Origin of the sequence: Limnobacter thiooxidans, assembly GCF_036323495.1 — a bacterium.
GTDB lineage: Bacteria > Pseudomonadota > Gammaproteobacteria > Burkholderiales > Burkholderiaceae_B > Limnobacter > Limnobacter thiooxidans.
In genome coordinates, this window is sequence record NZ_AP028947.1 from 2,745,510 (window position 1) to 2,770,146 (window position 24,637).

The following is a 24,637-nucleotide window of genomic DNA, read 5'->3' on the forward strand; positions in this document are numbered from 1 at the left end:
CTGACTCGCCGCGCAGAATCGCGTTTCAAGCCACCGAATCGTTTAATGCTGCGAGCAACCTCACTTCAGTCAAATCAGCATTACACAATTCAATGAACTTGTAAGCAAACGATCGAAGGTAATGGCCCTTGCGTATTGCAATGCTGGTGGTGTTCAAAGGCAAATCCGAGTCGACATTCAGCACAGCCAAACCGGTGTCTTTCACCGGGTTGTACGCCATGCTGGCAATAATGCCAACACCCAAGCCAAGCTCGACATAGGTCTTGATCACATCGGCGTCCAGCGCAGAAATGGCCACATCCAGTGTCAAACCCAATTTTCTGAATGTTTCATCAATCTTGATTCGCCCGGTGAAACCCTCCTGATAAGTCACAATCGGGTATTCAGCAATATCATGAAGGGTGGGCTCGGCCAAGCGCAAAAGTGGATGCCCTTGCTGCACTACTACTTGGTGCTTCCATTGGTAGTGGGGGAAGGACACAAGCTCATCCACGTTGCCCAACACTTCAGTGGCAATGCCAATATCGGCCTGACCATCCAGCAACATCTGGGTGATTTCCTTGGGGCTACCCTGGTGCATGCGCAGATGTACTTTTGGAAAAAGCTGCTTGAACGCGCTTACCACGGAAGGCAGGGAATACCGGGCTTGCGTGTGGGTGGTGACCACAGTCAACTGCCCTACATCGCGGCTGCTGTACTGTTCCGCCAGGTTCTTGATGTTCTTTGCATCCAGCAGCATGCGCTCCACCAGCACCAGCAATTCCTTGCCGGGGTCGGTCAAACCCATCAAGCGCTTGCCCTTTCGAATGAACAGTTCAACACCCAACTCTTCTTCAAGGTCACGAATGTGCTTGGACACACCGGGTTGCGAGGTGTACAGGCTGTTGGCCACTTCTGTAAGGTTATAACCTTGGCGAACAGTTTCCCGAATAATTCTCAGTTGCTGGAAATTCATGCCGTAGCCGCCGCTTCAAATACCTTCAATGCCTTTGCAGAAAGGCGCACGGTTTGCCCCTCCTGCAGATTCAAACGCAAGGCCTGCTCCGCACTGATTTCCACATCAAAATGTTGCGCTGGTTGCAGGTCGATGGAATCCAGCTCGACCCTTGTATTCAAACCAAAGCGAAGTACGCGCACAACTTTGGCGGGCAAGCCCACTAAAGAATCGGTCTCTGTGTGGATGTCGATTTCATGTGGACGTGCAAAAGCCAGTACGTCAGCCCCCTGAACAACATCACCAGACCTGTTCAGCACCGTACCGGAATGCGCCAGGTTGGAATTGCCCACCTGAATTTCATCACCAAGATTTCTGGCCTTGAACAGGTTCACCGAACCCAGAAAACCATAAACAAACGGTGTGGCCGGGTGTTGATACACTTCCTCGGGTGTGCCGATCTGTTCAACATTCCCCTGGTTCATCAAGACCACGCGGTCGGCCACTTCCAGTGCCTCTTCCTGATCGTGGGTAACGAAGATGGACGTAATGTGCAGTTCATCGTGCAAGCGGCGCAACCAACGGCGCAGTTCCTTGCGGACCTTGGCATCCAATGCACCAAAGGGTTCATCAAGCAGCAAAACCTTGGGCTCTACGGCCAATGCGCGTGCCAATGCAATTCGCTGGCGCTGACCACCACTGAGCTGCGAAGGAAAACGGTCCGCCAGCCAGTCCAATTGCACAAGCTTCAACAGGCTGTGTACCTTTTCAGCGATCTCGGCCTTGCTGGGGCGTTCGGAACGCGGCTTCATGCGCATGCCAAAAGCCACGTTGTCAAACACGGTCATGTGCTTGAACAGCGCGTAATGCTGAAATACAAAGCCCACGTTGCGATCACGCACGTGAGTGCCGGATGTATCTTCGCCATCCAGAATCACTGCCCCGCTGTCGGCCTGTTCCAGCCCGGCAATAATCCTCAGCAAGGTGGTTTTTCCGCAACCGGATGGGCCTAGCAAGGCAACCAGTTCACCACTGTTGAAGTCTAGGCTGACGTTGTTCAATGCGGTGAAATCGCCAAACTGTTTCTGAATGTTTTTGACTTGAATGCTCATGATAATTCCTTGAATTTCGCTTGCCGAAGTGTTTAGTGAACGCCCTGCTTTGCTGCCTGATACTCCACCCAGGTTTTGATGCCCAAGGTGATCAATGCGAGAAAGGCCAGGATAGACGCCACAGCAAAAGCGGCGGAGAACTGGTACTCGTTGTATAAAATTTCCACGTGCAGTGGCAAGGTATTGGTCTCACCACGGATGTGGCCCGAAACCACCGAAACAGCGCCAAACTCACCCATGGCCCGGGCGTTACAGAGAATTACGCCGTAGAGCAAACCCCATTTGATGTTGGGCAAGGTGACATGCCAGAAGGTTTGCCACCCACGCGCACCCAGCACCACGGCGGCTTCCTCTTCCTCTTTGCCCTGTGCTTCCATCAGTGGAATCAGCTCACGGGCAATGAATGGAAAGGTCACAAACACCGTGGCCAACACGATCCCGGGAACCGCGAAAATAATGCGGATTTCGTATTCCTGCAGCAAAGGTGCAAACCAGCCCTGCGCGCCAAAAAGCAGCACGTAAACCAAACCGGCAATCACTGGGCTGACTGAAAAAGGCAGGTCAATCAGGGTGATCAGAAAATGCTTGCCCCGAAACTCGAACTTGGCAATGGCCCAGGCGGCGGTCACACCAAATACCAGGTTCAACGGGACAGCTATTGCTGCGGCCAGCAAGGTCAATTTCAATGCATAAACGGCATCAGGTTCTTTAAGGGCTTCAAAGTAAACGCCAAGACCCTGACGGAATGCCTCAACAAACACGGCAAACAGTGGCATCAACAGAAAGAATGCGAAGAACGTAACACCTGTGGCGATCAAGCTCCATTTAACCCAAGTGGCTTCACGCGTGGCCGATGAGCTTTGCAGCTTCTCTGCACGCGAAGTGTGAATGTGCAATGCAACTGAGCCTGACATTATTGACTTCTCCCTGTGCGTTTGGCGGTCCAGGCCTGCAAGCCGTTAATGGCCAATAGCAAAACAAATGAAATGATCAGCATGACCGAGGCAATGGCCGTGGCGCCAGCGTAGTCGTACTGTTCCAGCTTGGTAATGATCATCAAGGGTGTGATTTCCGAAACATACGGAATGTTGCCCGCGATGAAGATAACGGAACCATACTCGCCGACGGCACGGGCAAATGCCAGCGCAAAGCCTGTCAGCAAGGCCGGAAACACGATGGGCAAAACAACATGGAAAAAGGTTTGCCACCTGTTTGCCCCTAGGCTGCCGGCCGCTTCTTCCAGCTCGGACTCCATGTCTTCCAGCACGGGCTGCACTGTGCGAACCACGAAAGGCAGGCCAATGAACACCAGGGCGACCAGAATTCCGGGCGGTGCAAAAGCCACCTTGAAGCCGAGGGGTTCGAGATATTGACCGATCCAACCGTTGCCCGCGTAAAGGGCAGTCAACGCAATGCCTGCCACAGCAGTGGGCAAGGCAAATGGCAAATCAACCAGCGCATCCACTATTTTGCGGCCAGGGAAAGTGTATCGAACCAGAATCCAGGCCAGCAAAAGCCCGAATACCGCGTTGATAACGGCTGCAAGCAAGGAAATCCCGAAGGACACCCGGTAGGTTGCCACCACGCGGGAATCGGTCACTGTGGCCCAGAATTCAGCCAGGCTGAGCTCAAATGTCTTGATGAAGACAGCCGACAGAGGGATCAGGATGATCAGGCAGAGATAGGTAATGGAATAACCCAGGGTTAAATGAAACCCCGGTAACACCCGTTTGGTAGAAGAGGACGACGCCACGATAGACCCTAGCAATATCGAAATGATTCAGAGCAAGCAGTCTATTGGAATGGCCTTATATACCGAACGATTAAAAAATTGGATAGATATAAGAAAAACTTATGAAGACCTGCCCAACAAGGCAAGCCTTCGGTTTAAAAAAACTGGATACGCGCGTCCGTACTCTTTCTCGGAGGGATCAGGTGGTCAGCGCCAAATCCAGCCTGACCAGTTGCTCAAAACCGGCATCGACTGCGGCATCCAGGCGTCTCTGGATTTCAGTGTCAATGTGGTAACCCCCATTTGGGGAGCGGGGCAATTGGGAGTCCACCGCATAGATGTTTCCAATCACCGACTGCACACCCAGAGAAGCAAGCACCGGCCGTAACGCATAATCGAGGGCCAAAAGATGAGCCGCACTTCCACCCGAAGCGATTGAGACAACGACCTTTCCAGTCAGCCCATCCTGGGGCAACAGGTCCAGAAAAGCTTTCAATATCCCACTGTAGGCCACCTTGTAAATCGGTGTTGCAACAACCAGAAGACGAGCGGCTGACACTTTTGCGATCGCCGCCTGTATTTCGGCCGAGTTGAAATTGGCGTGTAGCAGGTCCTCTGCAGGCAAAGATTTGACATCAATCTGCTCAACCGAAACACCCCTGCCTTCAAAAAGCTGACGGGCATGTGCAGCCAGCGCGGCCGACCTTGAGTTGGCTGACGGGCTCCCTGTAATTACTACGACTTCTGTCATTTTCATATCCTGTTCTATTGGTCAATATTCACGAGGCAATTGAGAAGCGGTTTACCTTGACCCGCTTTATCAGTTGCCGTGCGGTTTCCTGTGCCTCCACGGAGACGCCCTGAAACTTACCCATGCCCTCATTGAGCAAGGTGAGGACAGTGCTTTTAAGTTCTGCCAGACGCACATCCCTGCGATCACGCTGATGAGGAATGTCCATGCTGACCGAATGCGAAATGGCACCGGGCTTGCTGGTCATGACCAAAACCCGGTTGCTGAGATACACCGCCTCATCAATGTCATGCGTAACCAGCAGCACAGTGGTGCGGTGTCGGGCTGCGACATTCAACAAAAGATCCTGAAGGCGCATTTTTGTAAATGCATCGACGGCACTGAATGGTTCATCCAGCAAAAGCAGCTGGGGCTGATTAAACAAGCCGCGGGCAATTGAGGCACGCTGAGCCATGCCTCCTGACAACTGTTTTGGATAGGCGTTGGCAAAGTCACTTAAACCCACTTCCTCAAGAAGCTCTGCAACCCGGGGATGTGCAGCGCCCTTGGGGCCAGCCTCAAACCCCACATTCTCGGCCACGGTCAACCAGGGCAACAAACGGGGCTCTTGAAAAATGAACCCCACATGCCCTGAATGGACCCGCGCTGGCTCCCCAGCTACGGTCACGGCACCATCAAAGTCCCGGTCCAGGCCCGCAACAATTCTAAGCAGCGTACTTTTTCCGCATCCACTCGCGCCCACCAGGCTCACAACCTCGCCAGCGCTCAATTCAAAGTGGATGTTGTCCAGCACGTGTACGCCGTCAAAACCCTTGGTTTTGACCGAGAGATCCAAGATCAAATTCGACATGACAATTCATCCTTTATCGTGACGCGTAGACATCGCGCCATGAAAGTAATCTGGTTTCGAGCGCGCGCAACAGGCTGTCGCTGAACTTGCCCAGTAGTGCGAGCACAATGATGGACACAATGACAAGATCGGCACGACCGGTTTCCCGACCATCGGTGAGCAGATACCCAAGTCCTTTGCTTGCAGCAATCAGCTCGGCAGCCACCAAAAACATCCAGCTCAGAGACAGCCCCGTTCGGACGCCCGTAAACAGGGAAGGCAATGCAGCGGGCAGAAATATTCGCCGCACCATCTGGACACCTTTCAGGCCGCTGATTTCACCGAGTTCCACCAGTTTCCGATCCACGTTGTGGATACCGGAAACGAAGCCCAGATAAATCGGAAAAAATGCCCCGATTGCAATCAGGGTGATTTTCGGGCCTTCATCAATGCCCAGCCACAGCAGCAGCAAGGGCACCCACGCCAGTGAAGGTATGGCACGAATGGCTTGAAAGGTCGGGTCCAGCAGTGCTTCAGCGCGCCGATTCAACCCCACTACAGCACCGACAACGATTGCAAGCGCTGCGCCAAGTGTGAAGCCTGTCAATACGCGAAGGCTGCTAACACCAATGTGTACAAACAGACTTCCATCCAGGGCAATGTCTTTGAGCGTCAAAACGATTGCTGTCGGAGGTGGCATTAAATGTGCACTGACAGCACCCCAGTGCACGGCCAGCTCCCACACAATCAACAACGCCACAGGAACCGCAAAACCCTGGAAACGCGCAAGCTGATCAAACAGCCCGGCGGATCCGGTGGACACTGAAACATGACTCATGAACTGCTGCTCCCTTACTTGATGATGGAGGCAGCAAACGAAGGGTCTACCAAGGCATCAATTGCCTTGTTGACATCCGTACCCTTCTTTACGAGGTCTTCTTCAAGAAGAATGGGCGCAGCTGCCTTGAGTGCTTTCACATGTTCCGCACCAGGCAATGGATTCGAGAAGTCATTGCGACTCAACTGTACCTTGGCCACTGCGGGAGAAATCTTGGCTTCTTCTGCAATAATTTTTGCAGTTTCTTCCGGGTTGGCCAAAATCCACTTTCGGGCACGTTCGTAGTTGGCAATCACCTTTTTGACCGCTGCTGGATACTTGGCAGCAAATGCGTCCGTTGTATTCAGAAAGGAATAGGTGTTATAGGCCACATTCCGGTAAACAGGGCGAACACCAAATTCCAGCTCGCTGGTGGCCAGCAGTGGATCCAGACCAGCCCAGGCATCGACGCGCCGCTGTTCAAGCGCTGTACGGCCATCCGCATGCTGAAGGGCCACATGTTCGATCGAGTTCTTGTCCAGCCCGGCATCATTCAGTGCGCGCAGCAGAAACAGATAGGGGTCTGTACCTTTCGTCGCAGCCACTTTCTTGCCTTTCAGGTCAGCCACTGTCTTGATAGGTGAGTCTTTCGGAACAACCAGGAAAGTCCATTCAGGGCGGGAAAGAATATAAACATTCTTGATGGGATTGCCATTTGCACGGCTCAATGTGGCGGCCAGGCCCGCAGTGGAACCGAAATCCACACTGCCGCTGTTCAACTGTTCAAGCGCGCGGTTACTGCCCTGGCTCAACACCCAGCGTACATCCACGTTTTCAGATTTCAAGTCCTGTTCCAGCCAGCCAAACTTTTTCAACACCAGGCTGGAAGGTGAATAATAGGCGAAGTCGACCCGAAGTTCTTTCGGGAAATCAGCAGCGATGGCGCCACCGCTCAATGAAACCAGTGCAGCGGCGGTGACCACTTTTGTGAAGTTGACAGCTTTGTTCAAAAGGCGATTCATTTCAGTTGCAACCTTAAAAATAAGATGAAAAAAATTAGAGTTTTGCAATGGATACTTCGGTTGACTTCACGAAAGCCAACACCTCAGTACCCACCTGGAGATCAAGTTCCTTGACCGAGCGTGTGGTGATGACGGAAGTCACGATGCCCGCAGGCGTTTCAACATCGACTTCGGACACAACAGAACCAAGAATGATTTCCTTGATTTTTCCGCGAAACTGGTTTCGCGCATTGACAGCAACAATGGCCATTATCAAATCCTTGAATGACGGAGAGGTTCAAATTTCAAATTGATGAGCCAAGTTACGGGAAGAGAAAAAAAACATGAACGACTTATTTTCTATAACCATATTCAATGCAAATCGATCAAGCCTCATCAGGAATAAAAGCCGGGGGTTGGATAGCGTTTGTTCAACACCCAGTTGCCCAATTCCTGGTACTTGTAATCAACAGGATCGTGCAGCGAATACACACGCAAATTTCTCCAGTAGCGGTCAAGCCGCAGACGCGCAGTGGTGGCACGCGGTCCGGTCAACTCGAATATTTTTGAAGTGGTATCAAGCCCTGACTGGGTCGCATGTACCTTGGCTGTAAACACGGCAAGAGCAACCTCACCTCGCTCTTCCTCAGTCAAGGCGAGCCCTTTGGCCCAAGCAGCATCCAGCAGCAAGGCGGCGTGGTCGGTCAAGACACGTGTTGCCTGCAAACCTGCGTGCAACTGTCCGTAATGCAGCAGCATATAGGGATCTTCTTCAACCTTCGACGCCAGGGACCCCGACCAGACACGGCCAGACTCGCGGGTGTAGTTCACTGCTTCGGCGATTGCTCCCTCTGCCAGACCGAGATAGATATTGGTAAATATCAATTGCGCGACCAAAGACCGAAGCGCCGAAAACGGAGAGCTCAATGGCCCTGGATCCATCAACAACTCGCAAGCCTCGACACGCACGTTGTTGAAGTCGGCGCTGCCACTGTCGGACTGACGCTGGCCAAAATTGTCCCAATCATCAAACAGGTGAATGCCATCCCGGGCAGTGTCCACAGCGGCAATCAGCAACTTGCCCGTCTCACTGTCCAGCCCGGAAACAATCAGTCGATCAGAATGTAAGGCACCGCTGCAAAAACTTTTCTGGCCATGAAACAGGTAATGATTCCCTTGACGTGTGGCCACCGTTCTCTTGTCGAGCGGGTTCAGCGCATTGCCCCACCACCAGTTCCTTTCTGCAGTTTCCCGAAGCAGGGTTTCCGATTGAAACTGACTTCCATACAAGCGAATGGAAGCCAACATCAGAAACTGGAACGCGAAGACCTGGGCCACTGAACTGTCGACACGCGCGAAGGTACGAATGATCTGATAAAGATCAGGCCAGTTGCCGCCCAAACCACCAAGTCCCTTTGGTATCCAGTAACGCAGCAGGCCGGATTCGCGAACCAGCTTTCTTTCATGCTGGGGAGAACCTCCGCGCTGATCACGCTCTGCTGCAGTCAAGCGCAATTGCTCGGCAAGGCGGTCTGCAATCCTGAAAATTTCACTGCGCTCCAGGTCGCCGGTTTGCTGATTGAAGTTTGCGTACAAAACAGAACTGTTGCTCATGTCAGAAGCCACATTGAGATGAAGACGCCGCAAGCCTATCAAGCGCAACCTGAAAGTCCCTACGAAATTTTTGATCTTTGCTTATGCATTCTCGATCGAAGAAAAAACCGGTAAAAACGCATAGATCGAAATTTGCATTTTCTTATCAAAACTTAATCGTTCGCCTTCCAGACCCAACTCCCTAAACTGGTTTTACTTCGAATTCCCTTCATTACAAAATCAGGAAAACCAACAAATGATCAATCTGCTGAAGTCGTTTCAACGCCGACAATTTCTTTCAACAGTTGCAGCCCTCGCAATTGCATCAAGCATTCCATTAACAGCACAGGCTGAAGACCTCACCTTGCGCATCGGATTTCAGAAAGCGGCAAGCCTGCTGACCCTGATCAAGGCGCAGGGCACGCTGGAGAAAGAATTTGCAAAGAATAATGTCAACGTCAAATGGATTGAATTTCCGGCAGGCCCCCAGCTGCTGGAAGGACTAAACGTGGGCTCGGTGGACTTTGGGTATGTTGGAGAAGCCCCCCCGATTTTCGCGCAGGCTGCTGGTGCAAATTTTGTATATGCCGGCTATGAAGCCCCCTCACCACGTGCAGAAGCGATTCTGATTCCAAAGGACTCCAACATTAAAAATGTGGCGGACCTGAAAGGCAAGAAAGTGGCCTTGAACAAAGGATCAAACGTTCACTACCTGCTGGTCAAGGCGCTTGAGAAAAACGGACTGAAATATTCTGACATTCAGCCTGTGTTTCTACCTCCTGCAGATGCGCGTGCGGCCTTTGAACGTGGAAGTGTTGATGCGTGGGTAATCTGGGATCCGTTCGCGGCCGCTGCAGAAAAACAGGTGGGTGCGAAAGTGCTTCAAAGTGCCGATGGAATTGTGAACAACCAATCCTTCTTTTTGGCGGAAAGAACATTTGCCCAGAAGAACCCTGCCGTGCTGAACAAACTGCTGGACGAACTCGGCAAGCAGGGCAAATGGATTGTGAAGAACAACAAACAGGCAGCCCAACTTCTTTCCCCGCTGCAGGGTCTGGACACGCCGGTGGTTGAGCTGAGCATCAGCAGATACTCTCACGATGTACGCCCAATCACGGATGCAGTGCTGGCGGAACAACAGAACATTGCAGACACATTCTTTGAATTGAAACTGATCCCCAAGAAAATCCAGGTGAGCGACGCACAGCTCAAGCCAGGCATCACCACTGCAGGCAAGTGATCACGCAATTACAGGAAGCACTCAACATGAATCTTTTTTGGTTTATTCCAACCCATGGCGACAGCCGTTACCTTGGTACTGACGAAGGTGGCAGACAAGTCAGCTTTGACTATCTGAAACAAATTGCCATTGCCTCAGACACCTTGGGCTATGACGGCGTGTTGTTGCCTACGGGTCGGTCCTGCGAGGACGCCTGGGTCACTGCCTCTGCATTGATCGGATTCACGCGTCAACTCAAGTTCCTGGTTGCTGTCCGGCCAGGCTTGAGTTCCCCGACGCTTGCCGCGCGAATGGCTGCAACATTCGACAGGCTTTCCAATGGTCGGCTGCTTGTCAACGTGGTGACGGGAGGAGATCCTGTTGAACTGGAAGGCGATGGAATATTTCAGGCGCACCACGAAAGGTATGAGGTCACCGATGAGTACCTGAAGATCTGGCGAGGCATGCTTGAAGCCACTCACGAAGGGGATTCATTTGATTTTGAAGGCAAACACCTGTCGGTAAAAGGTGCAAAGGGCCTGTACCCACCTGTACAAAAGCCCTACCCACCGCTCTACTTTGGCGGCAGCTCCGGGCCAGCCCACGACCTTGCCGCTGAACAGGTGGATGTGTACCTGACCTGGGGCGAACCGCCCGCAGCAGTTGAAGAAAAAATTCAGGACATGAAAAAGCGTGCAGCCGAAAAAGGACGTACGCTGAAATTCGGTATTCGCCTGCATGTGATAGTTCGCGAAACAGAGGACGAGGCATGGGCAGCAGCAGATCGGCTGATCAGCAAACTGGATGACGACATTGTCGAAGCCGCGCAGAAAAAGTTTTCTCAAATGGACTCTGTGGGCCAGCAACGCATGACTGCATTGCACGGTGGCAAAAAGGGGGGACGTGAACACCTTGAAGTCAGCCCCAACCTGTGGGCGGGTGTTGGCCTGGTTCGCGGCGGTGCTGGCACTGCCTTGGTTGGCAGCCCGGCACAAGTTGCCCAACGGCTGAAAGAATACGCAGACCTGGGCATCGAGACTTTCATCTTGTCGGGCTACCCGCACTTGGAGGAGTCGTACAGGTTTGCAGAGCTGGTGTTTCCCCTGCTGGACCGGAAGCCTCAAAACGCCTTGCCCGGCTTCAGCCTTTCCGGTCCATTCGGCGAGATCGTCGCAAACCACATTGCACCCGGCAAAACAAAACAGACAGATCCGGTGGCGAAAGTGAGTGCGTCATGATCAAAAAAATTGCGCCCTGGATTCCGCCAATTGTGATCCTGGGCCTCTGGCAGCTTGCCGTCAGTTACGGCTGGTTGTCCAGCCGCATTCTTCCAGCACCGTCAGCGGTGTTGACAGCCACCAGAGACCTCGCGGTTTCCGGTGAACTCTGGCTGCATCTTCAAACCAGCACCTGGCGTGCGCTCGCTGGTTTTGCGGTGGGCGGAGGCATTGGTTTCCTGCTGGGGCTGCTGACAGGCTCTTTCAAGTTCATGGAAACCCTGCTGGATACAACCCTGCAGATGGTGCGCAACATACCACCACTGGCACTGATTCCGCTGGTCATTCTGTGGTTTGGAATTGATGAAACGGCAAAGCTTTTCCTGGTGTCATTCGGCGTGTTCTTCCCGATGTACCTGAATACTTACCACGGCATCAAATCAGTCGATCCCCACCTGATTGAAATGGCAAAAAGCTATGGACTCAGGGGCTTTCAGCTTTACAGCAATGTGATTCTTCCCGGCGCACTTCCTTCGATTCTGGTTGGCGTTCGTTTCTCGCTCGGATTGATGTGGATTCTGCTCATCGTCGCAGAAACCATTTCAGCCCAGGCCGGGATTGGATACATGACCATGAATGCGCGCGAATTCCTGCAAACCGACATCGTACTGGTGGGGATTTTGCTGTATGCCGTATTGGGGAAAGTGGCGGATATTTTCGCAAAGACCTGTGAGGGATATTGGCTTCGCTGGCACCCGGGCTACCAATAAACCAATCGCTTAAAGAGAACTTTCATGCAGACCAACAGCATTGAACACAACACCGTCAAATCGATTGACGACCAGAACAGGACAGGGGCCACACCTCATGGGCTCTCAATTGAAATTCACGGCCTGGGGAAAAGCTTTGGCGATCGCCATGTGCTTCAGGAGCTTGACTTGTCAATAAAGGCTGGTGAATTCATTGCAATTGTTGGAAAAAGTGGCTGTGGAAAAAGTACCTTGCTGCGATTGATTGCACAACTGGATTCCCCCTCTTCTGGTCAAATCAAATGGAGCAAATCCCCAGACCAAGCCCGACAGCAGACCCGCATCATGTTCCAGGACCCTCGCTTGCTGCCTTGGAAATCGGTGAGTTCGAATGTGGCGCTGGGCCTTGGAGAAGATGACAAGGCCGTGATCAAAAAACGGCTGAAGGAAGTCGGTCTGGAAGACCGGGGCCACGAATGGCCCATCAAACTTTCGGGTGGTCAAAAACAGCGTGTTGCGCTGGCCAGGGCGCTGGCGCACTCCCCCAACCTGCTGATTCTGGACGAGCCACTTGGTGCACTGGACGCCCTGACCCGACTCGAGATGCAATCGCTGATTGAATCACTTTGGGTCAAAGAAAAATTCACTGCCGTTCTTGTAACCCATGATGTGTCGGAAGCAATTGCACTGGCGGACCGGATTCTTCTGCTTGATGACGGCAAGGTGACCGCAAACATTCCGGTTAACCTGGACCGTCCTCGCTCAAAAGGCGATGCCGAATTTGCAAACCTTGAAAAAATACTGCTGGGTAAAATTCTGAACCGGTCAAAAGTGCATTGAAAAGCGAATGCACATCACATCAACTACCCTTTATTTAGTTAAGTTGCCAGCAAATCAACACCTGAGAAAACCCGGGTGTTGATTTTTCAACAACAACCCAAAACAACTGTTTAAAAATCATCAAGTCATTGATATATATGATTTTTATTTAGTTTTCGTTAGCTTGGAAAAGCATATTAATAGAAGTGAAAATTCGTTGGCCATGATTCATTTATTTCCTAAAATGAAGCAATGGAAAAAGGACCTCATCAATTAATCGCATTCAAAGATCCGCAGGCCATGAGTCTTTTGATTCGTGCCACGGCCTTTGTATTCTCAGACCCCGAGTCTCAACGATTGCTCCAACTGATTGAGCGGGTTGCACCAAGCGATGCAACCGCCTTGATCATAGGTGAAACAGGTACAGGCAAGGAGCTGGTTGCGCGCCACCTGCATGCACTGAGCGAAAGAAGTCAGGGGCCCTTCATCGCCGTCAACTGTGGGGCATTCTCGGAAACACTGGTGGAAAGCGAGCTGTTCGGCTTCGAACGAGGCGCGTTCACCGGTGCACAAACTGCCCGTGCCGGTTGGTTTGAAGCAGCCGACGGTGGAACCCTTTTTCTCGACGAGATTGGTGACTTGCCACTTGCGATGCAGGTCAAACTGCTTCGGGTTTTGCAGGAGCGGGAAGTGGTCAGAATCGGATCACGCAAACCCACACCGGTTGACTTCCGGCTGATCGCGGCAACCAACGTGAACCTGGAAGAAGCGGTACGGGTAGGCAGATTTCGGCAAGACCTTCTCTATCGCCTTCAGGTAGTCAACCTGCCGGTCAAGCCTTTACGCCAACGCAAAGGCGACATCCTTCCCCTGGCACAACACTTCGTCAAACAGTACGCAGGGCGAATCCACATTGATGGCGCAACCCTTGGGCCACTGGCAGAAAAGGCATTACTGAATTACCCCTGGCCCGGCAATATTCGGGAACTTGAAAACGTGATTCACAGGGCACTGCTGGTGAGCCACAACGGCTGGATCAATGCAGTTGATCTGCAGCTACCCGACTGGCGCGCTTCAGACAATCCGACAACAACAAGTTACGAGCCGTTACCTCCTGTGGCGTCCCAGCCCCAGCCAAGCCACAAACCACAGAGCGATCATTACGCGGGGTACCGCTTCGAAATTCAGCAACTTCTTCAGGCACATCATGAGCTGGATTTCGAACACATGGTCGAAATACTGGTGACCGAAGCCTACCAGCACTGCGATGAAAACCAGGTTCACACCGCTCGAATACTCGGTATCACCCGCAATGTGCTGAGAACACACTTGAAACGCTCTGGACTGCTTGGGGAGCGACAAGACGAATGCAGTGACACTGAGGACCTCAGTCTCTGCTGATCAGGAATTGCCTTTCCTTTCAAAGATGAAATCTTCCGAACGACTGTTGCTCCTTCATCACCCAGGTGTTGAAGGAGCAACAAGCAACACGTCGATTCGGATGTCCATGAAAACCCGGAATGTCGCCAAGTCCTTGTGAAACAAGACATTCCGCTGAAATGACGGGTCTTGGGATCCGCTGGCACGAAACCTGCCATTTACCAACTGTTATCAACCGAATTGACGAGGAATAAAATGACAGATCGCAACCAAGTAGACACCCTTTGGTATACACGATGCCCGGTTCCAACCCCACTTGGACTGGCCTCGCGGCTAGGCTGGTTCAACCAGGAGTTCGGGGATGATGGCATCACCATCAAGACCCTTCAGGACACGGGTGATGCATCCACCCGCGAGTCCCATTACGACCACCACCTTCCCCACTCGTTCAGACAGGGCGGCAACGTGCCAGCAATCTGGGCAAAGGCCCGTGGTGCAGACACGATTGTAATTGGATTGAACTGGATTGATGAAGCCCAGCTGATTGTCAGCCTGAAAGACAGTGGCATCGAAAAGCCTTCTGATCTGCGTGGCAAGCGACTTGCGCTGCCCGTCAGCAACAACAGCATTGACCACGCCCGGGCAGGTGCGCTGCGTGGCTTGCTGGTCACGCTGGAAGTGGGTGGTGTCAATCGCGAGGAGGTGAACTTCATTGATGTTCAATCTGGACAAGGTGGAGCACCGGGACAAGGTTGGGCCAACTCAAGCGTGAATGACGAACCTGCTCGCACGCGTCCAGGTGCCTATGAAAGCCTGTTTCAGGCGCTGAAGGCGGGTGAAGTGGATGCCATTTTCGTAAAAGGTGCAAGAGGTCTTGAGGCTGCTGAAACGCACGGGGTTCATATTGTGTATGACATTCGCCAGCACCCAAGCAAACTGGTTCGGGCCAACAATGGCGCACCGCGCCCCATCACGGTGGACCGCGAACTGCTGGAAACACGGCCAGACATTGTGCAACGTTTTCTGCAACGCATTGTGGCCATTGGTGAGTGGGCAAAAACCAACCAGAAGTGGACCATTGATTACATCGCCCGTGAATCAGGATCCACCGCCGAATGGGTTCAGCGTGCCTATGGCCCGGATGCGCACCTTCACCAGGGCACTGACCTTGACCCGCAATCCATTGAAGCGCTGAGTGCCTACAAAGACTTCCTGCTGAAAGAAGGCTTCATTGCCGCAGACTTCGATGTGCACAGCTGGATCAACCCCGAACCACTCAAAGCCGTTCTGGCCGAAGGTGAACAGCAGGCGGCCTAAGCGCTTGCAACCAAGGTGATCAATCATGTTTCCGTATTTGTTAAAACGATTACTCGCAATGGTGCCCACGCTGTTCGGGGTGCTTACACTGACTTTCGTGGTAACCCAGTTTGTGCCGGGCGGGCCCGTGGACCAGGCCATGGCCCAACTGGAAGGTGAAAGTGCAAGGACAGGCCAGGACGGCAACAGTGGCTCTGGTTCATGGAATTACAGTGGGCGAATTGGAATCGACGAGAAAGAGGTTGATCACCTGACGAGTCTTTACGGATTCGACAAACCCGTGTGGGAACGTTACGTTCACATGCTTTCCCAACTTGTGCGGTTTGACCTGGGGGAAAGCTATTTCCGCAATGAAAGTGTATCAACCCTGATCGCGGGCAAACTGGGCGTATCGGTGGCATTGGGTGTGTGGACCTTTGTACTGACCTATGCAATTTCGGTTCCCCTGGGTGTGGCCAAGGCCGTTCGCAACGGAACACGGTTTGACACCCTTTCATCCATTCTTGTACTAACAGGCTATGCAATACCCGGCTTTGTACTGGGCGTGCTGCTGATCCTCTTGTTCGGAGGAGGATCCTTCTGGGACATCTTTCCGCTGCGCGGACTGGTGTCTGACGACTGGGACACCTTGAGCTGGCATGCAAAAATTACTGACTACCTGTGGCACATCACACTGCCGGTTACCGCGTCGGTCATCAGCAGTTTTGCCATCAAAACCTTTCTCACCAAGAACACTTTCCTGGAAGAAATCAGCAAACAGTATGTGCTGACCGCACGTGCAAAAGGATTGTCGGAAAAACAGGTGTTGTGGCGACATGTTTTCCGCAATGCGCTGCTGCCACTGGTCACCGGTTTCCCGGCCACGTTCATCGCGGCCTTTTTCACCGGCAGCCTGCTGATTGAGACCCTGTTCTCGCTTGATGGACTCGGCCTGCTTTCATTCGAATCAATCAACGCCAGAGACTATCCCGTGGTGCTGGGCACATTGTATGTCTTCACCTTGATAGGACTGCTGACGAAACTGGTCGGCGACCTCGCCTACATGCTGGTTGATCCACGCATTCAATTTGACCGCAGGGAGGCCTGACATGAACAGGATCTGGTTGCGTTTCAAATCCAATCGCCTGGGCTACAGGAGCCTGATTGTTTTCGTCAGCCTGTACGTTGGCACACTGTTTGGCGAACTCATCTCGAATGACAAACCGTTATTGATTCGCTACCAGGGCGAATACTTTTTTCCACTGATCAAAGACTACACGGAAGACACTTTTGGTGGCGACCTGCCAATTGCAGCAGATTACAAAGACCCAGTGGTGCGCAGCCTGATCACCACAGGCGAAAACTTTGCAATCTACCCGATCAACCCCTTCTACTACGACACGCTGAATTATTACGGCGGCACTGCCCATTACCCAGGCCCACCCAGTGAAGAAAACTGGCTGGGGACTGACATCGCAGGCTACGACATCCTGGCCAGGCTGATTTACGGCTTTCGTGTGTCTGTCAGTTTTGCACTGGCATTGACTGCGGCGGGTGTGCTTCTGGGTGTATTGATCGGTGCAGTACAGGGATACTTTGCGGGACGTACCGACCTGTTCACACAACGCCTGATCGAGGTGTGGGGAGCGATGCCGGAACTGTACCTGCTGATCATTTTCGCATCCATCTTTGAGCACAGCTACCTGCTACTGTTTGTGCTGTTGTCCCTGTTCGGGTGGATCGGGCTGTCTGATTACGTGCGCGCGGAATTTCTCAGAAACCGGCAACTTGAGTACATCAAAGCCGCCAGGGCGCTTGGCTTGTCTGACCGGCAGATCATGGTGCGCCATATTCTGCCCAACAGCCTTACCCCGGTGATTACTTTCCTTCCCTTCCGCATGAGTGCTGGAATCATGGCCCTTGCGAGCCTCGATTTTCTGGGCCTGGGTGTCACAGCGCCAGCCCCCAGCCTGGGGCACCTGTTGGCACAGGGCAAGGAAAACCTCGACTCGTGGTGGATAGCTGTGTCCGCATTTGGCGTGCTTGTCATTACCTTGCTGTTGTTGACATTCATGGGGGATGCACTTCGGAGCGCCTTGGACAACAAGCTGGTCTTGAAATCCGAAGAGGACTCGCCAGAAGCACTGCAAAAACCCGAAACAGAATCAATCACACACAAGGTGGCTGCATGAAAGCCGAACAACTGGCCTTGCTACAGCTGGACAACTACTCGCTGCGCTTTGGTGCGAATGAAGTGGTCAAGGGTGTTTCCTTTCAGGTCAATGCAGGCGAGCGGGTTGCGCTGGTCGGTGAATCCGGTTCTGGAAAAACCATGACAGCGCTGTCCATATTGGGGTTACAACCCACCTCGACCTCGTCAGGCTCCATTGTTTTCGAGGACAAGTCCATCTCGGCTTTGCCCGGCAGTGAACTTGAAAAAATCCGGGGCAAAGACATTGCGATGATTTTTCAGGAACCCATGACCGCGCTGAACCCGCTGTACACGATTGGGCACCAGGTGATGGAATCATTGCGGATTCACGAAGGATTGGGCACGGCACAGGCCCGTGAAAGAGCCCTTCAACTGCTGAAACGAACTGGCATTCGTGACCCTGAACACCGCATTGACGCCTACCCACACCAGCTCTCCGGCGGCCAGCGTCAACGTGCCATGATTGCAATGGCGCTGGCCTGCAAACCCAAGCTGTTGATCGCGGATGAACCCACCACGGCGCTGGACATGACCATTCGGGTACGCATTGTTGAATTGCTGATTGACATACAACAGCAAGAGGACATGGCGGTGCTGTTGATCACGCACGACCTGAACCTGGTTCGCAAATTTGCACAGCGCGTATTGGTGATGAAACAGGGAAAACTGGTTGAAGAAGGTCGGACGGAACAGATTTTCACAGCCCCCCGACATGAATACACCCGAAAGCTCATTGACAGCCTTCCAGCGAGAAACGTCAAACCACTGCCGCATAGCAACCCGGTTTTGCTGACCGCCCAACAGCTGAATGTCAGCTACCCACATCCAAAACAGACATGGGTCAATTGGCTCAAGCCCAAACGCATTCAGGTGCTCCGGGATGTGTCCATCGAATTGCGGAAAGGCGAAACGCTGGGTGTGGTGGGGGAATCGGGTTCTGGCAAATCAACACTGATACAAGCCTTGCTGCAATTGATCCGTACAGACTCAGGCACCGTGAAACTGGGCGATCAGAACCTGAAGGAACTATCCGGTCAGGCCAGGAGAAGCTGGCGTGCCAAGGTTCAGGTTGTTTTCCAGGATCCCTTTGGATCGCTCTCACCGCGCCGCACGATTGCCCAAACCATTGGCGAAGGGCTACAACTTCACCGCCCCGACCTGACTGCCCAGGAACACCTTTCGCGCGTGAAACGTGCGCTGAAAGATGTCGGGCTGGAGTCGGCCAGGCTTGATGCCTACCCGCATGAATTCTCTGGCGGGCAAAGGCAACGCATTGCGATTGCTCGTGCACTGGTCCTGGAACCTGAAGTGCTGATCCTCGATGAGCCCACTTCAGCGCTGGACGTGTCCATTCAAAAACAGGTGCTGGACACACTGGGAATACTTCAACAGAAATACGGCCTGGCCTACCTGCTGATTACACACGACCTGTCTGTGGTTCACGCGCTGTCCCACCGAATACTGGTCCTGAAAGACGGAGAGATTGTTGAAGAAGGAAGCGCCGAACAAATCATTCACCAACCCAGGCACCCCTACACGCAACGCTTGGTCAACGCATCGTTTTAATGTCCTCATGAAGCTTACGCACTTTGTTTCAAACCTGATTGTCGCAGTGACCTTGGGGCTGGCCACCACGCCAGCCTGGAGTAACCATGGATTGAGCATGTTTGGCAATCCCAAATACCCACCGGGCTTTCAGCACTTCGACTATGTCAATACGAATGCTCCACAGGGCGGTACGCTGGCTTTGTCTGTCATGGTCAGCAACAGCAGTTTTGACAAGTTCAATCCGTACAGCCTGAAAGGAAGACCCGCACCCGGCGTCACAGACCTTGTCTTCGAAACGCTCACCGTGCTGAGTCTCGACGAGCCCAACACCCAATATGGCCTGCTGGCAAAAAGCATTGAACTCGCCACTGACAACAGGTCGGTGCGATTCGTGTTGCACCCGCAAATCAGGTTTTCAGACGGACAAAAGCTCACCGCCCTGGATGTCTTGAACGCGTTCAAGGTGCTCACCAGCAAAAAAGCAAGCCCGCGTTTTCGGACCTACTTTGCGGAAATTTCAACAGTCAAGGTGATCGACGAACTGACCGTTGAGTTCCAATTCACGCGACCTGGCCGGGATCTGGCATTTGTCGCAGGTAGCCTGCCTGTTTTTTCTCCAAAGTGGGGCAGCCTCAAAGGCATACCCTCTTTTGAGCAACTCAGTTTTGAACCTCCGATAGGAACCGGGCCCTATGTTCTTGACCGTTACCGCCAGGGCGACCATGTTACCTATCGGAAAAACCCGGACTACTGGGCCAAGGATGTTCCAGTACGCAAAGGGATGTTCAATTTTGACAAGGTCGTCTACAAACTCTACAAAGACCGGGACACCCAGGTTGCGGGAATTCGGGCGCGTGAGTACAACTTCTTTGCAGAAACCCAGATGCGTTACTGGTGCTGCCAATACATCGGCAAACACTTCGACAGCGGGGAAATTGCCAAGGAAGTAGTGCCACACGCCAACCCACCCTCCATGAACGGCTGGGTGATGAATTTGCGACGTGAAAAGTTCCAGGATGTTCGGGTTCGCAAGGCACTGGTCTACCTTCTGGACTTCGAATGGATCAACGACAAGATTTTTGACTCCGAATTCAAACGCGTCACCAGCTACTTCACAGGCACTCCCCTGGCTGCAGAAGGTTTGCCCGACAAGGCGGAACTTGCCTTGCTGGAGCCATGGCGCCAGTTACTTGAACCAGCGGTTTTCGGGCCAGTCTTTGAATTGCCCAAGACAAAGGGCCCAGAGACTTACAGGGACAATTTGCGTGAAGCCACGCGACTTCTGCGCGAGGCAGGCTGGACTTACAAAAATGGAAAGCTGCTCAACCAGAAAGGCGAACCATTTGTGATCGAGATTGCTGGAACGCGCAATCAAAGCCCTTTCATGGATCCGATTTATCGCAATTTGACCAAAGCGGGCATCGTAGTGGAAAAAAGTCTCTCTGACGCAGCCACGCAACGCAAACGCATGAGCGAGTTCGACTACGACATCAGCAGTGTCGCCTTGCGTGACGCGCGAAACCCCGGGCCTGAATTGTGGCGAAACTTCAATGGCGCGGACGCCAACCGAAAAGGGTCTGAGAACCTGACCGGCGTGAACTCGCCAGCGATCGATGACTTGCTGCAAAAACTGTTGAATGCAGAAAGCTTCACCGAACAACAGGTTGCTGCCAAAGCACTGGACCGGGTACTGATTCATGGACATTACTTCTGGCCCTGGCGTTACCTGACCAACCATTACCTGATACACAACCGAAATCTGACACGCCCAGCACAACTGCCCACTCACTATGGTGCGAACGAATGGGTGATCTCCACCTGGTGGTGGCAAGAAAACGATTCTCAAACAACACGACTGAACACAGCAGCAAGATGACCATGACGACTTACAAACGACAAAGTGACCATGCGATTGAAGCTATTTTTCTGGAAAGATGGTCTTCCCGCGCCTTCTCCGGTGAGCCTCTTCAAGGCACCGAGTTGCAAAGCCTTTTTGAGGCTGCGCGCTGGGCACCATCGGCCAACAATGCCCAACCCTGGCGCTTTGTGTATGCATTGAAAGACAACCCAGCTTGGAAGGATTTTCTGGCGCTGTTGAATGAGGGAAACCGGAAATGGGCACAGCAGGCCGGTGCCCTGCTTGTCCTGGTCTCGGCAAAGCAGCACCTTCGGAAAGGCGCGCCCGAGCCCACGCCCCTCCGTTCGCATTCCTTTGATTCGGGGGCGGCCTGGGCATTTTTGGCACTACAGGCCCATGCTCAGGGTTTGGTCAGTCATGCGATCGGCGGCTTTGACCGGGAAGGTGCCAGAGCACTGCTGAACCTGGGCGATCAATGGAACGTGGAAGTGGCCATTGCTGTGGGGCATCCAGGAAAACCTGAAGATCTCCCTGAAGATTTGCGTCCCCGTGAAGTGCCCAGCAACAGGAAACCACAACACCTGTGGGTGTTTGACTCCCGGTTTCAAGACCTGTCCTGACGCCACGTAAAAAGCAGGACCAGCCAGATCAAGAACAAAACCAGGAATGCCCCCTGAAAACCCAATCTGTCTGAGAAAAACCCGGTCATCAAGGCGCCCAGGCCACTGCCTGTCATGGTCAACAAGGTCAGGTTGGCTGACAATTGAGCCTTGTTGACCGGCAAGCCGGAAATTCGGTGGATATTGACCAGGTAGTTGATGCCCAGGCCCATTCCCATGCATGCCGAGGCCAGAATGAATCGAATGTCATGAGGGGGACAGGCCATCAATACAAGTGCCGTCACAATCAGGGCATGCCCGGCTGTATACACACGATTGCGCAGTCGGTCTTTCAGAACATGCTTGCCAAAAAAAATGACCGTGACTATGTAACACATGCCCTGAATGGCAAGCAACCAGACTGCGTGGGCTTTTGACCACCCCAGGGACTGCACGGCAATGACGATTGAAAAAACACTGACGCTGGCCATGGTCATACTGGCTGCGCATTCAAAAACATAACTGGTCCTGACCTCCCGAAAGGACAGCAGATACCTCATTTCATCAAGCCTGCTGCTTGTTTGGGGACGTTGTACCAATACCTGATGAGTAAGCTGAGGTGGCAACACCTTCCACCCCAACAGGGCCAATGAAACAAACAGCACCGACGAAATCAGGAATGCCTCCACAATCCCCAGGTTAGCCACCAAGTAGTTGCCACACACCGGCCCAGAGAACTGGATGCCAAAGGTCAATGTACCCCTGTACCAACCTGCCCTGGCATGTCCCAATTCGGGCAAACGCGTGAGAAACAGCGTATTCATGGACACGATCCGCAAAGAAATACAAAGGCCCACGATGAACATTGCAATGATCAGAAAATGCCAATGAGGCAGGTGAGGAAGAAAGAGGTACAGGGCAGCAAGAACAAGACACACCATGACATACAAAGTACGTGGACTGCTATGGGTCAGCAGATACCCCGCTGGCAATGTGCCCAGTGCCACCGCGGCAGTTTCTGTACTCGACAAAAAGCCCAATTCGAGGTTGGACAAACCGAGATGCAAGCCCAGCAAGGTTCCCATCACCTTGTTCATGCCGATGGTAATGCCGGACAACAGGGTCAGGCTCATGAAACCAATCAGGAAGCGCCTGATTCCCTGTGAATCCGAGTCCATTGACTACCCTGCTTTCTCAAGCCTGTCTGGCCAGGCTTAAATGACGACCCTGTGTTTGGAGACTGAACAGGCGCGCATACAAGCCAGCGGGTTCTTTCAACAAATCTTCATGTACGCCCTTCTCCACGATCAAACCATTCTGCATGACCAGGATCTGATCTGCATTCATCACCGTGCTAAGACGGTGTGCAATCACCACGGATGTCCGCCCTGTCCTTAATTGGTCCAAACCTTGCTGAACCAGTTCCTCGGACTCGGAATCCAGCGCGCTGGTTGCCTCGTCCAGAATAATCAACTGCGGATCTTTCAGAATGGCGCGGGCAATGGCCACCCGCTGCTTCTCGCCGCCCGACAGTTTGATACCGCGCTCCCCAACCACCGTGTCGTACTGGTGATCCAGTTTATTGATGAAGTCTTCAGCATGAGCCGCCTTTGCAGCCTTGCGCACATCGGCAATCTGGGCACCTGGCCTGGCAAAGGCGATATTCTCGCCAATGCTGTCATTGAACAGGGCAACATCCTGCAATACAACGCCCATCAATGCACGCACGCTGCGTTGCTGGTAATCGCGAAGGTCAATACCATTGATGAGGATGCGGCCTTGGGTGGGGTCATAAAAACGCATCAGCAGCTTTACGATCGTGGTTTTTCCACTGCCACTGAGACCGACCAAGGCAGCGGTTTGTCCTGCCTGCAGATGAAAACTGATTTTATTCAAAGCCGGGCTGTCTTTGCCCGGGTACCAGAAGCTGACCTGATCAAACTCGATGGTGTCGATCTGCACGAGTTGTCGTGCATTCGGGCGATCCTGAATGTCACTTTCCACATCCAGCAATTCAACAAGTCTTTCAGCCGTGCTCTCAATTTCGCCCGCCTGGTTGATCTGCCTTGCGATAGGCCCAACGGTGGTAATCAGCATCTGCGACAGCGTCAGGATCAACAAAATGTCACCCGCGGACAACGCCCCCTGCAAAGCGATCCATGTGGTGTAAACCACCGCCGTGAACACACCAAATGTGTTGATGAAATTCAAGGCCTGCTCGGACCGCCATTCCGTCACATGCAGCTTGCCGCGCGTGACTTTCCATTCCTCCTGTGTGTTGTCATAGCGCTGCTTGACCGCGGGCTCGCCCCCAAAACTGCGGACTGTCGCAATGTTGCCAATCATTTCTGCAAGCAAGCCTGTCATTCGTCCAGCCAGCGCCTGCCAGCCGCGTCGATAGGGCTTGGTCCAGCCCACCGTCCGATAGGAAATCCACAAGTTCAAAACAAGCACCGCTGCCATGATGACGCCAACAACGGGCGCCTTCCACAACAACACCCCGACGATCAGGATCATCTGGAAAAAACTCGCCAGCACACCATCGGTCAGTGACGACAGCCACATGGTGATGGTGGTGATGTTGCCAAATCGGTCCATGATTTCGCCAACACGCGTCTTCTCGAAATAATCAATCGACTTTTGGGTCATGTTGTCAAAAACCCGTTGCCGGAAGGTACTGACGGTGTCAAGCCAAAGGTCATCGGCCTGCCGGTTTTGTATGGCTCCAAAAACAACCACACCCACACGCAACAACAAAAAAACGGCCAGAATAATCAACACGGAATTCGTGGCTTCATCGCGGCTGATGGACGACGACAGCAACCGCGCCACCACATCAACAATCGCCTTGTACAAGTAAGGGGTCGCCGTGCCAATTACACCGAGCACCGTGCCAACCGCAATGACACCCAGAAGTTTCCCCCTGTACTCGGGGATAAATTGAATGCAGCGCCAAAGATTTTTCATGTCA

23 protein-coding genes are annotated in these 24,637 nt (G+C 52.9%); 11 read left to right on the forward strand and 12 right to left on the reverse strand.

Annotation, left to right across the window (positions count from 1 at the left end):
- Positions 1 to 25: 25 nt before the first annotated feature.
- From RGQ30_RS12495 to RGQ30_RS12540, 10 genes are all read right to left on the reverse strand, one after another.
- Positions 26 to 955: a CysB family HTH-type transcriptional regulator gene (locus tag RGQ30_RS12495; RefSeq protein ID WP_130557906.1), complete on the reverse strand. Its 930-nt coding sequence runs from the start codon at positions 953 to 955 to the stop codon at positions 26 to 28.
- Complete coding sequence (locus RGQ30_RS12500; RefSeq protein WP_130557905.1) at positions 952 to 2,046, reverse strand: sulfate/molybdate ABC transporter ATP-binding protein; 1,095 nt, start codon at positions 2,044 to 2,046, stop codon at positions 952 to 954. The genes RGQ30_RS12495 and RGQ30_RS12500 overlap by 4 nt, the downstream gene beginning before the upstream one ends.
- A 32-nt stretch (positions 2,047 to 2,078) precedes the next feature.
- Positions 2,079 to 2,960 (reverse strand): sulfate ABC transporter permease subunit CysW, encoded by an 882-nt coding sequence (cysW, locus tag RGQ30_RS12505; protein ID WP_130557904.1) that lies wholly within the window; start codon positions 2,958 to 2,960, stop codon positions 2,079 to 2,081.
- On the reverse strand, positions 2,960 to 3,799 hold the full coding sequence (gene cysT, locus RGQ30_RS12510) for a sulfate ABC transporter permease subunit CysT (RefSeq protein ID WP_130557903.1): 840 nt from the start codon (positions 3,797 to 3,799) through the stop codon (positions 2,960 to 2,962). Before cysT ends, cysW begins: the two co-directional genes overlap by 1 nt.
- Positions 3,800 to 3,977: 178 nt before the next feature.
- The gene (ssuE, locus tag RGQ30_RS12515) at positions 3,978 to 4,529 is read right to left on the reverse strand and encodes an NADPH-dependent FMN reductase (RefSeq protein WP_130557902.1); all 552 of its coding nucleotides are present in this window, start codon (positions 4,527 to 4,529) and stop codon (positions 3,978 to 3,980) included.
- A 28-nt stretch (positions 4,530 to 4,557) separates the two neighbouring features.
- Positions 4,558 to 5,379, reverse strand: a complete 822-nt coding sequence (locus RGQ30_RS12520; RefSeq protein ID WP_130557901.1) for an ABC transporter ATP-binding protein — start codon at positions 5,377 to 5,379, stop codon at positions 4,558 to 4,560.
- Positions 5,380 to 5,392: 13 nt separating this feature from the next.
- Positions 5,393 to 6,196, reverse strand: a complete 804-nt coding sequence (locus RGQ30_RS12525; protein ID WP_130557900.1) for an ABC transporter permease — start codon at positions 6,194 to 6,196, stop codon at positions 5,393 to 5,395.
- A 14-nt stretch (positions 6,197 to 6,210) separates the two neighbouring features.
- Positions 6,211 to 7,197: an aliphatic sulfonate ABC transporter substrate-binding protein gene (locus RGQ30_RS12530; RefSeq protein ID WP_130557899.1), complete on the reverse strand. Its 987-nt coding sequence runs from the start codon at positions 7,195 to 7,197 to the stop codon at positions 6,211 to 6,213.
- A gap of 34 nt (positions 7,198 to 7,231) precedes the next feature.
- A complete protein-coding gene (locus tag RGQ30_RS12535; protein WP_130557898.1) occupies positions 7,232 to 7,447 on the reverse strand; it encodes a TOBE domain-containing protein in 216 nt (71 codons plus the stop codon).
- Positions 7,448 to 7,572: 125 nt separating this feature from the next.
- On the reverse strand, positions 7,573 to 8,790 hold the full coding sequence (locus tag RGQ30_RS12540) for an acyl-CoA dehydrogenase family protein (protein WP_130557897.1): 1,218 nt from the start codon (positions 8,788 to 8,790) through the stop codon (positions 7,573 to 7,575).
- Positions 8,791 to 9,025: 235 nt separating this feature from the next.
- On the opposite strand from RGQ30_RS12540, the gene RGQ30_RS12545 reads away from it, so the two are divergent.
- The 11 genes from RGQ30_RS12545 to RGQ30_RS12595 all read left to right on the forward strand — a co-directional run bounded on the left by RGQ30_RS12545 (position 9,026) and on the right by RGQ30_RS12595 (position 21,687).
- Entirely contained in the window at positions 9,026 to 10,009 is a 984-nt protein-coding gene (locus RGQ30_RS12545; protein ID WP_298216637.1) for a sulfonate ABC transporter substrate-binding protein, read from the forward strand.
- A 26-nt stretch (positions 10,010 to 10,035) separates the two neighbouring features.
- On the forward strand, positions 10,036 to 11,226 hold the full coding sequence (gene ssuD, locus RGQ30_RS12550) for an FMNH2-dependent alkanesulfonate monooxygenase (RefSeq protein ID WP_130557896.1): 1,191 nt from the start codon (positions 10,036 to 10,038) through the stop codon (positions 11,224 to 11,226).
- Positions 11,223 to 11,975, forward strand: a complete 753-nt coding sequence (gene ssuC, locus RGQ30_RS12555) for an aliphatic sulfonate ABC transporter permease SsuC (RefSeq protein ID WP_130557895.1) — start codon at positions 11,223 to 11,225, stop codon at positions 11,973 to 11,975. Before ssuD ends, ssuC begins: the two co-directional genes overlap by 4 nt.
- A 24-nt stretch (positions 11,976 to 11,999) precedes the next feature.
- Positions 12,000 to 12,794 (forward strand): ATP-binding cassette domain-containing protein, encoded by a 795-nt coding sequence (locus RGQ30_RS12560; protein ID WP_130557894.1) that lies wholly within the window; start codon positions 12,000 to 12,002, stop codon positions 12,792 to 12,794.
- Positions 12,795 to 13,073: 279 nt separating this feature from the next.
- A complete protein-coding gene (locus RGQ30_RS12565) occupies positions 13,074 to 14,174 on the forward strand; it encodes a sigma-54 interaction domain-containing protein (RefSeq protein WP_338284465.1) in 1,101 nt (366 codons plus the stop codon).
- A gap of 234 nt (positions 14,175 to 14,408) precedes the next feature.
- The gene (locus tag RGQ30_RS12570; protein WP_130557892.1) at positions 14,409 to 15,470 is read left to right on the forward strand and encodes an ABC transporter substrate-binding protein; all 1,062 of its coding nucleotides are present in this window, start codon (positions 14,409 to 14,411) and stop codon (positions 15,468 to 15,470) included.
- Positions 15,471 to 15,495: 25 nt separating this feature from the next.
- Positions 15,496 to 16,557, forward strand: a complete 1,062-nt coding sequence (locus tag RGQ30_RS12575) for a microcin C ABC transporter permease YejB (RefSeq protein WP_130557891.1) — start codon at positions 15,496 to 15,498, stop codon at positions 16,555 to 16,557.
- A 1-nt stretch (position 16,558) separates the two neighbouring features.
- A complete protein-coding gene (locus RGQ30_RS12580) occupies positions 16,559 to 17,641 on the forward strand; it encodes an ABC transporter permease (RefSeq protein WP_130557890.1) in 1,083 nt (360 codons plus the stop codon).
- Entirely contained in the window at positions 17,638 to 19,227 is a 1,590-nt protein-coding gene (locus RGQ30_RS12585) for an ABC transporter ATP-binding protein (protein WP_130557889.1), read from the forward strand. Before RGQ30_RS12580 ends, RGQ30_RS12585 begins: the two co-directional genes overlap by 4 nt.
- Before the next feature lie 7 nt (positions 19,228 to 19,234).
- The gene (locus RGQ30_RS12590) at positions 19,235 to 21,085 is read left to right on the forward strand and encodes an extracellular solute-binding protein (protein ID WP_130557888.1); all 1,851 of its coding nucleotides are present in this window, start codon (positions 19,235 to 19,237) and stop codon (positions 21,083 to 21,085) included.
- A 2-nt stretch (positions 21,086 to 21,087) separates the two neighbouring features.
- A complete protein-coding gene (locus tag RGQ30_RS12595; protein ID WP_338284467.1) occupies positions 21,088 to 21,687 on the forward strand; it encodes a nitroreductase family protein in 600 nt (199 codons plus the stop codon).
- On the opposite strand, the gene RGQ30_RS12600 is transcribed toward RGQ30_RS12595, so the two are convergent.
- Entirely contained in the window at positions 21,672 to 22,844 is a 1,173-nt protein-coding gene (locus tag RGQ30_RS12600) for an MFS transporter (RefSeq protein ID WP_130557887.1), read from the reverse strand. The two genes, RGQ30_RS12595 and RGQ30_RS12600, sit on opposite strands and share 16 nt — an antisense overlap.
- Positions 22,845 to 22,860: 16 nt before the next feature.
- Complete coding sequence (locus RGQ30_RS12605; RefSeq protein ID WP_130557886.1) at positions 22,861 to 24,633, reverse strand: ABC transporter ATP-binding protein; 1,773 nt, start codon at positions 24,631 to 24,633, stop codon at positions 22,861 to 22,863.
- Positions 24,634 to 24,637 lie beyond the last annotated feature (4 nt).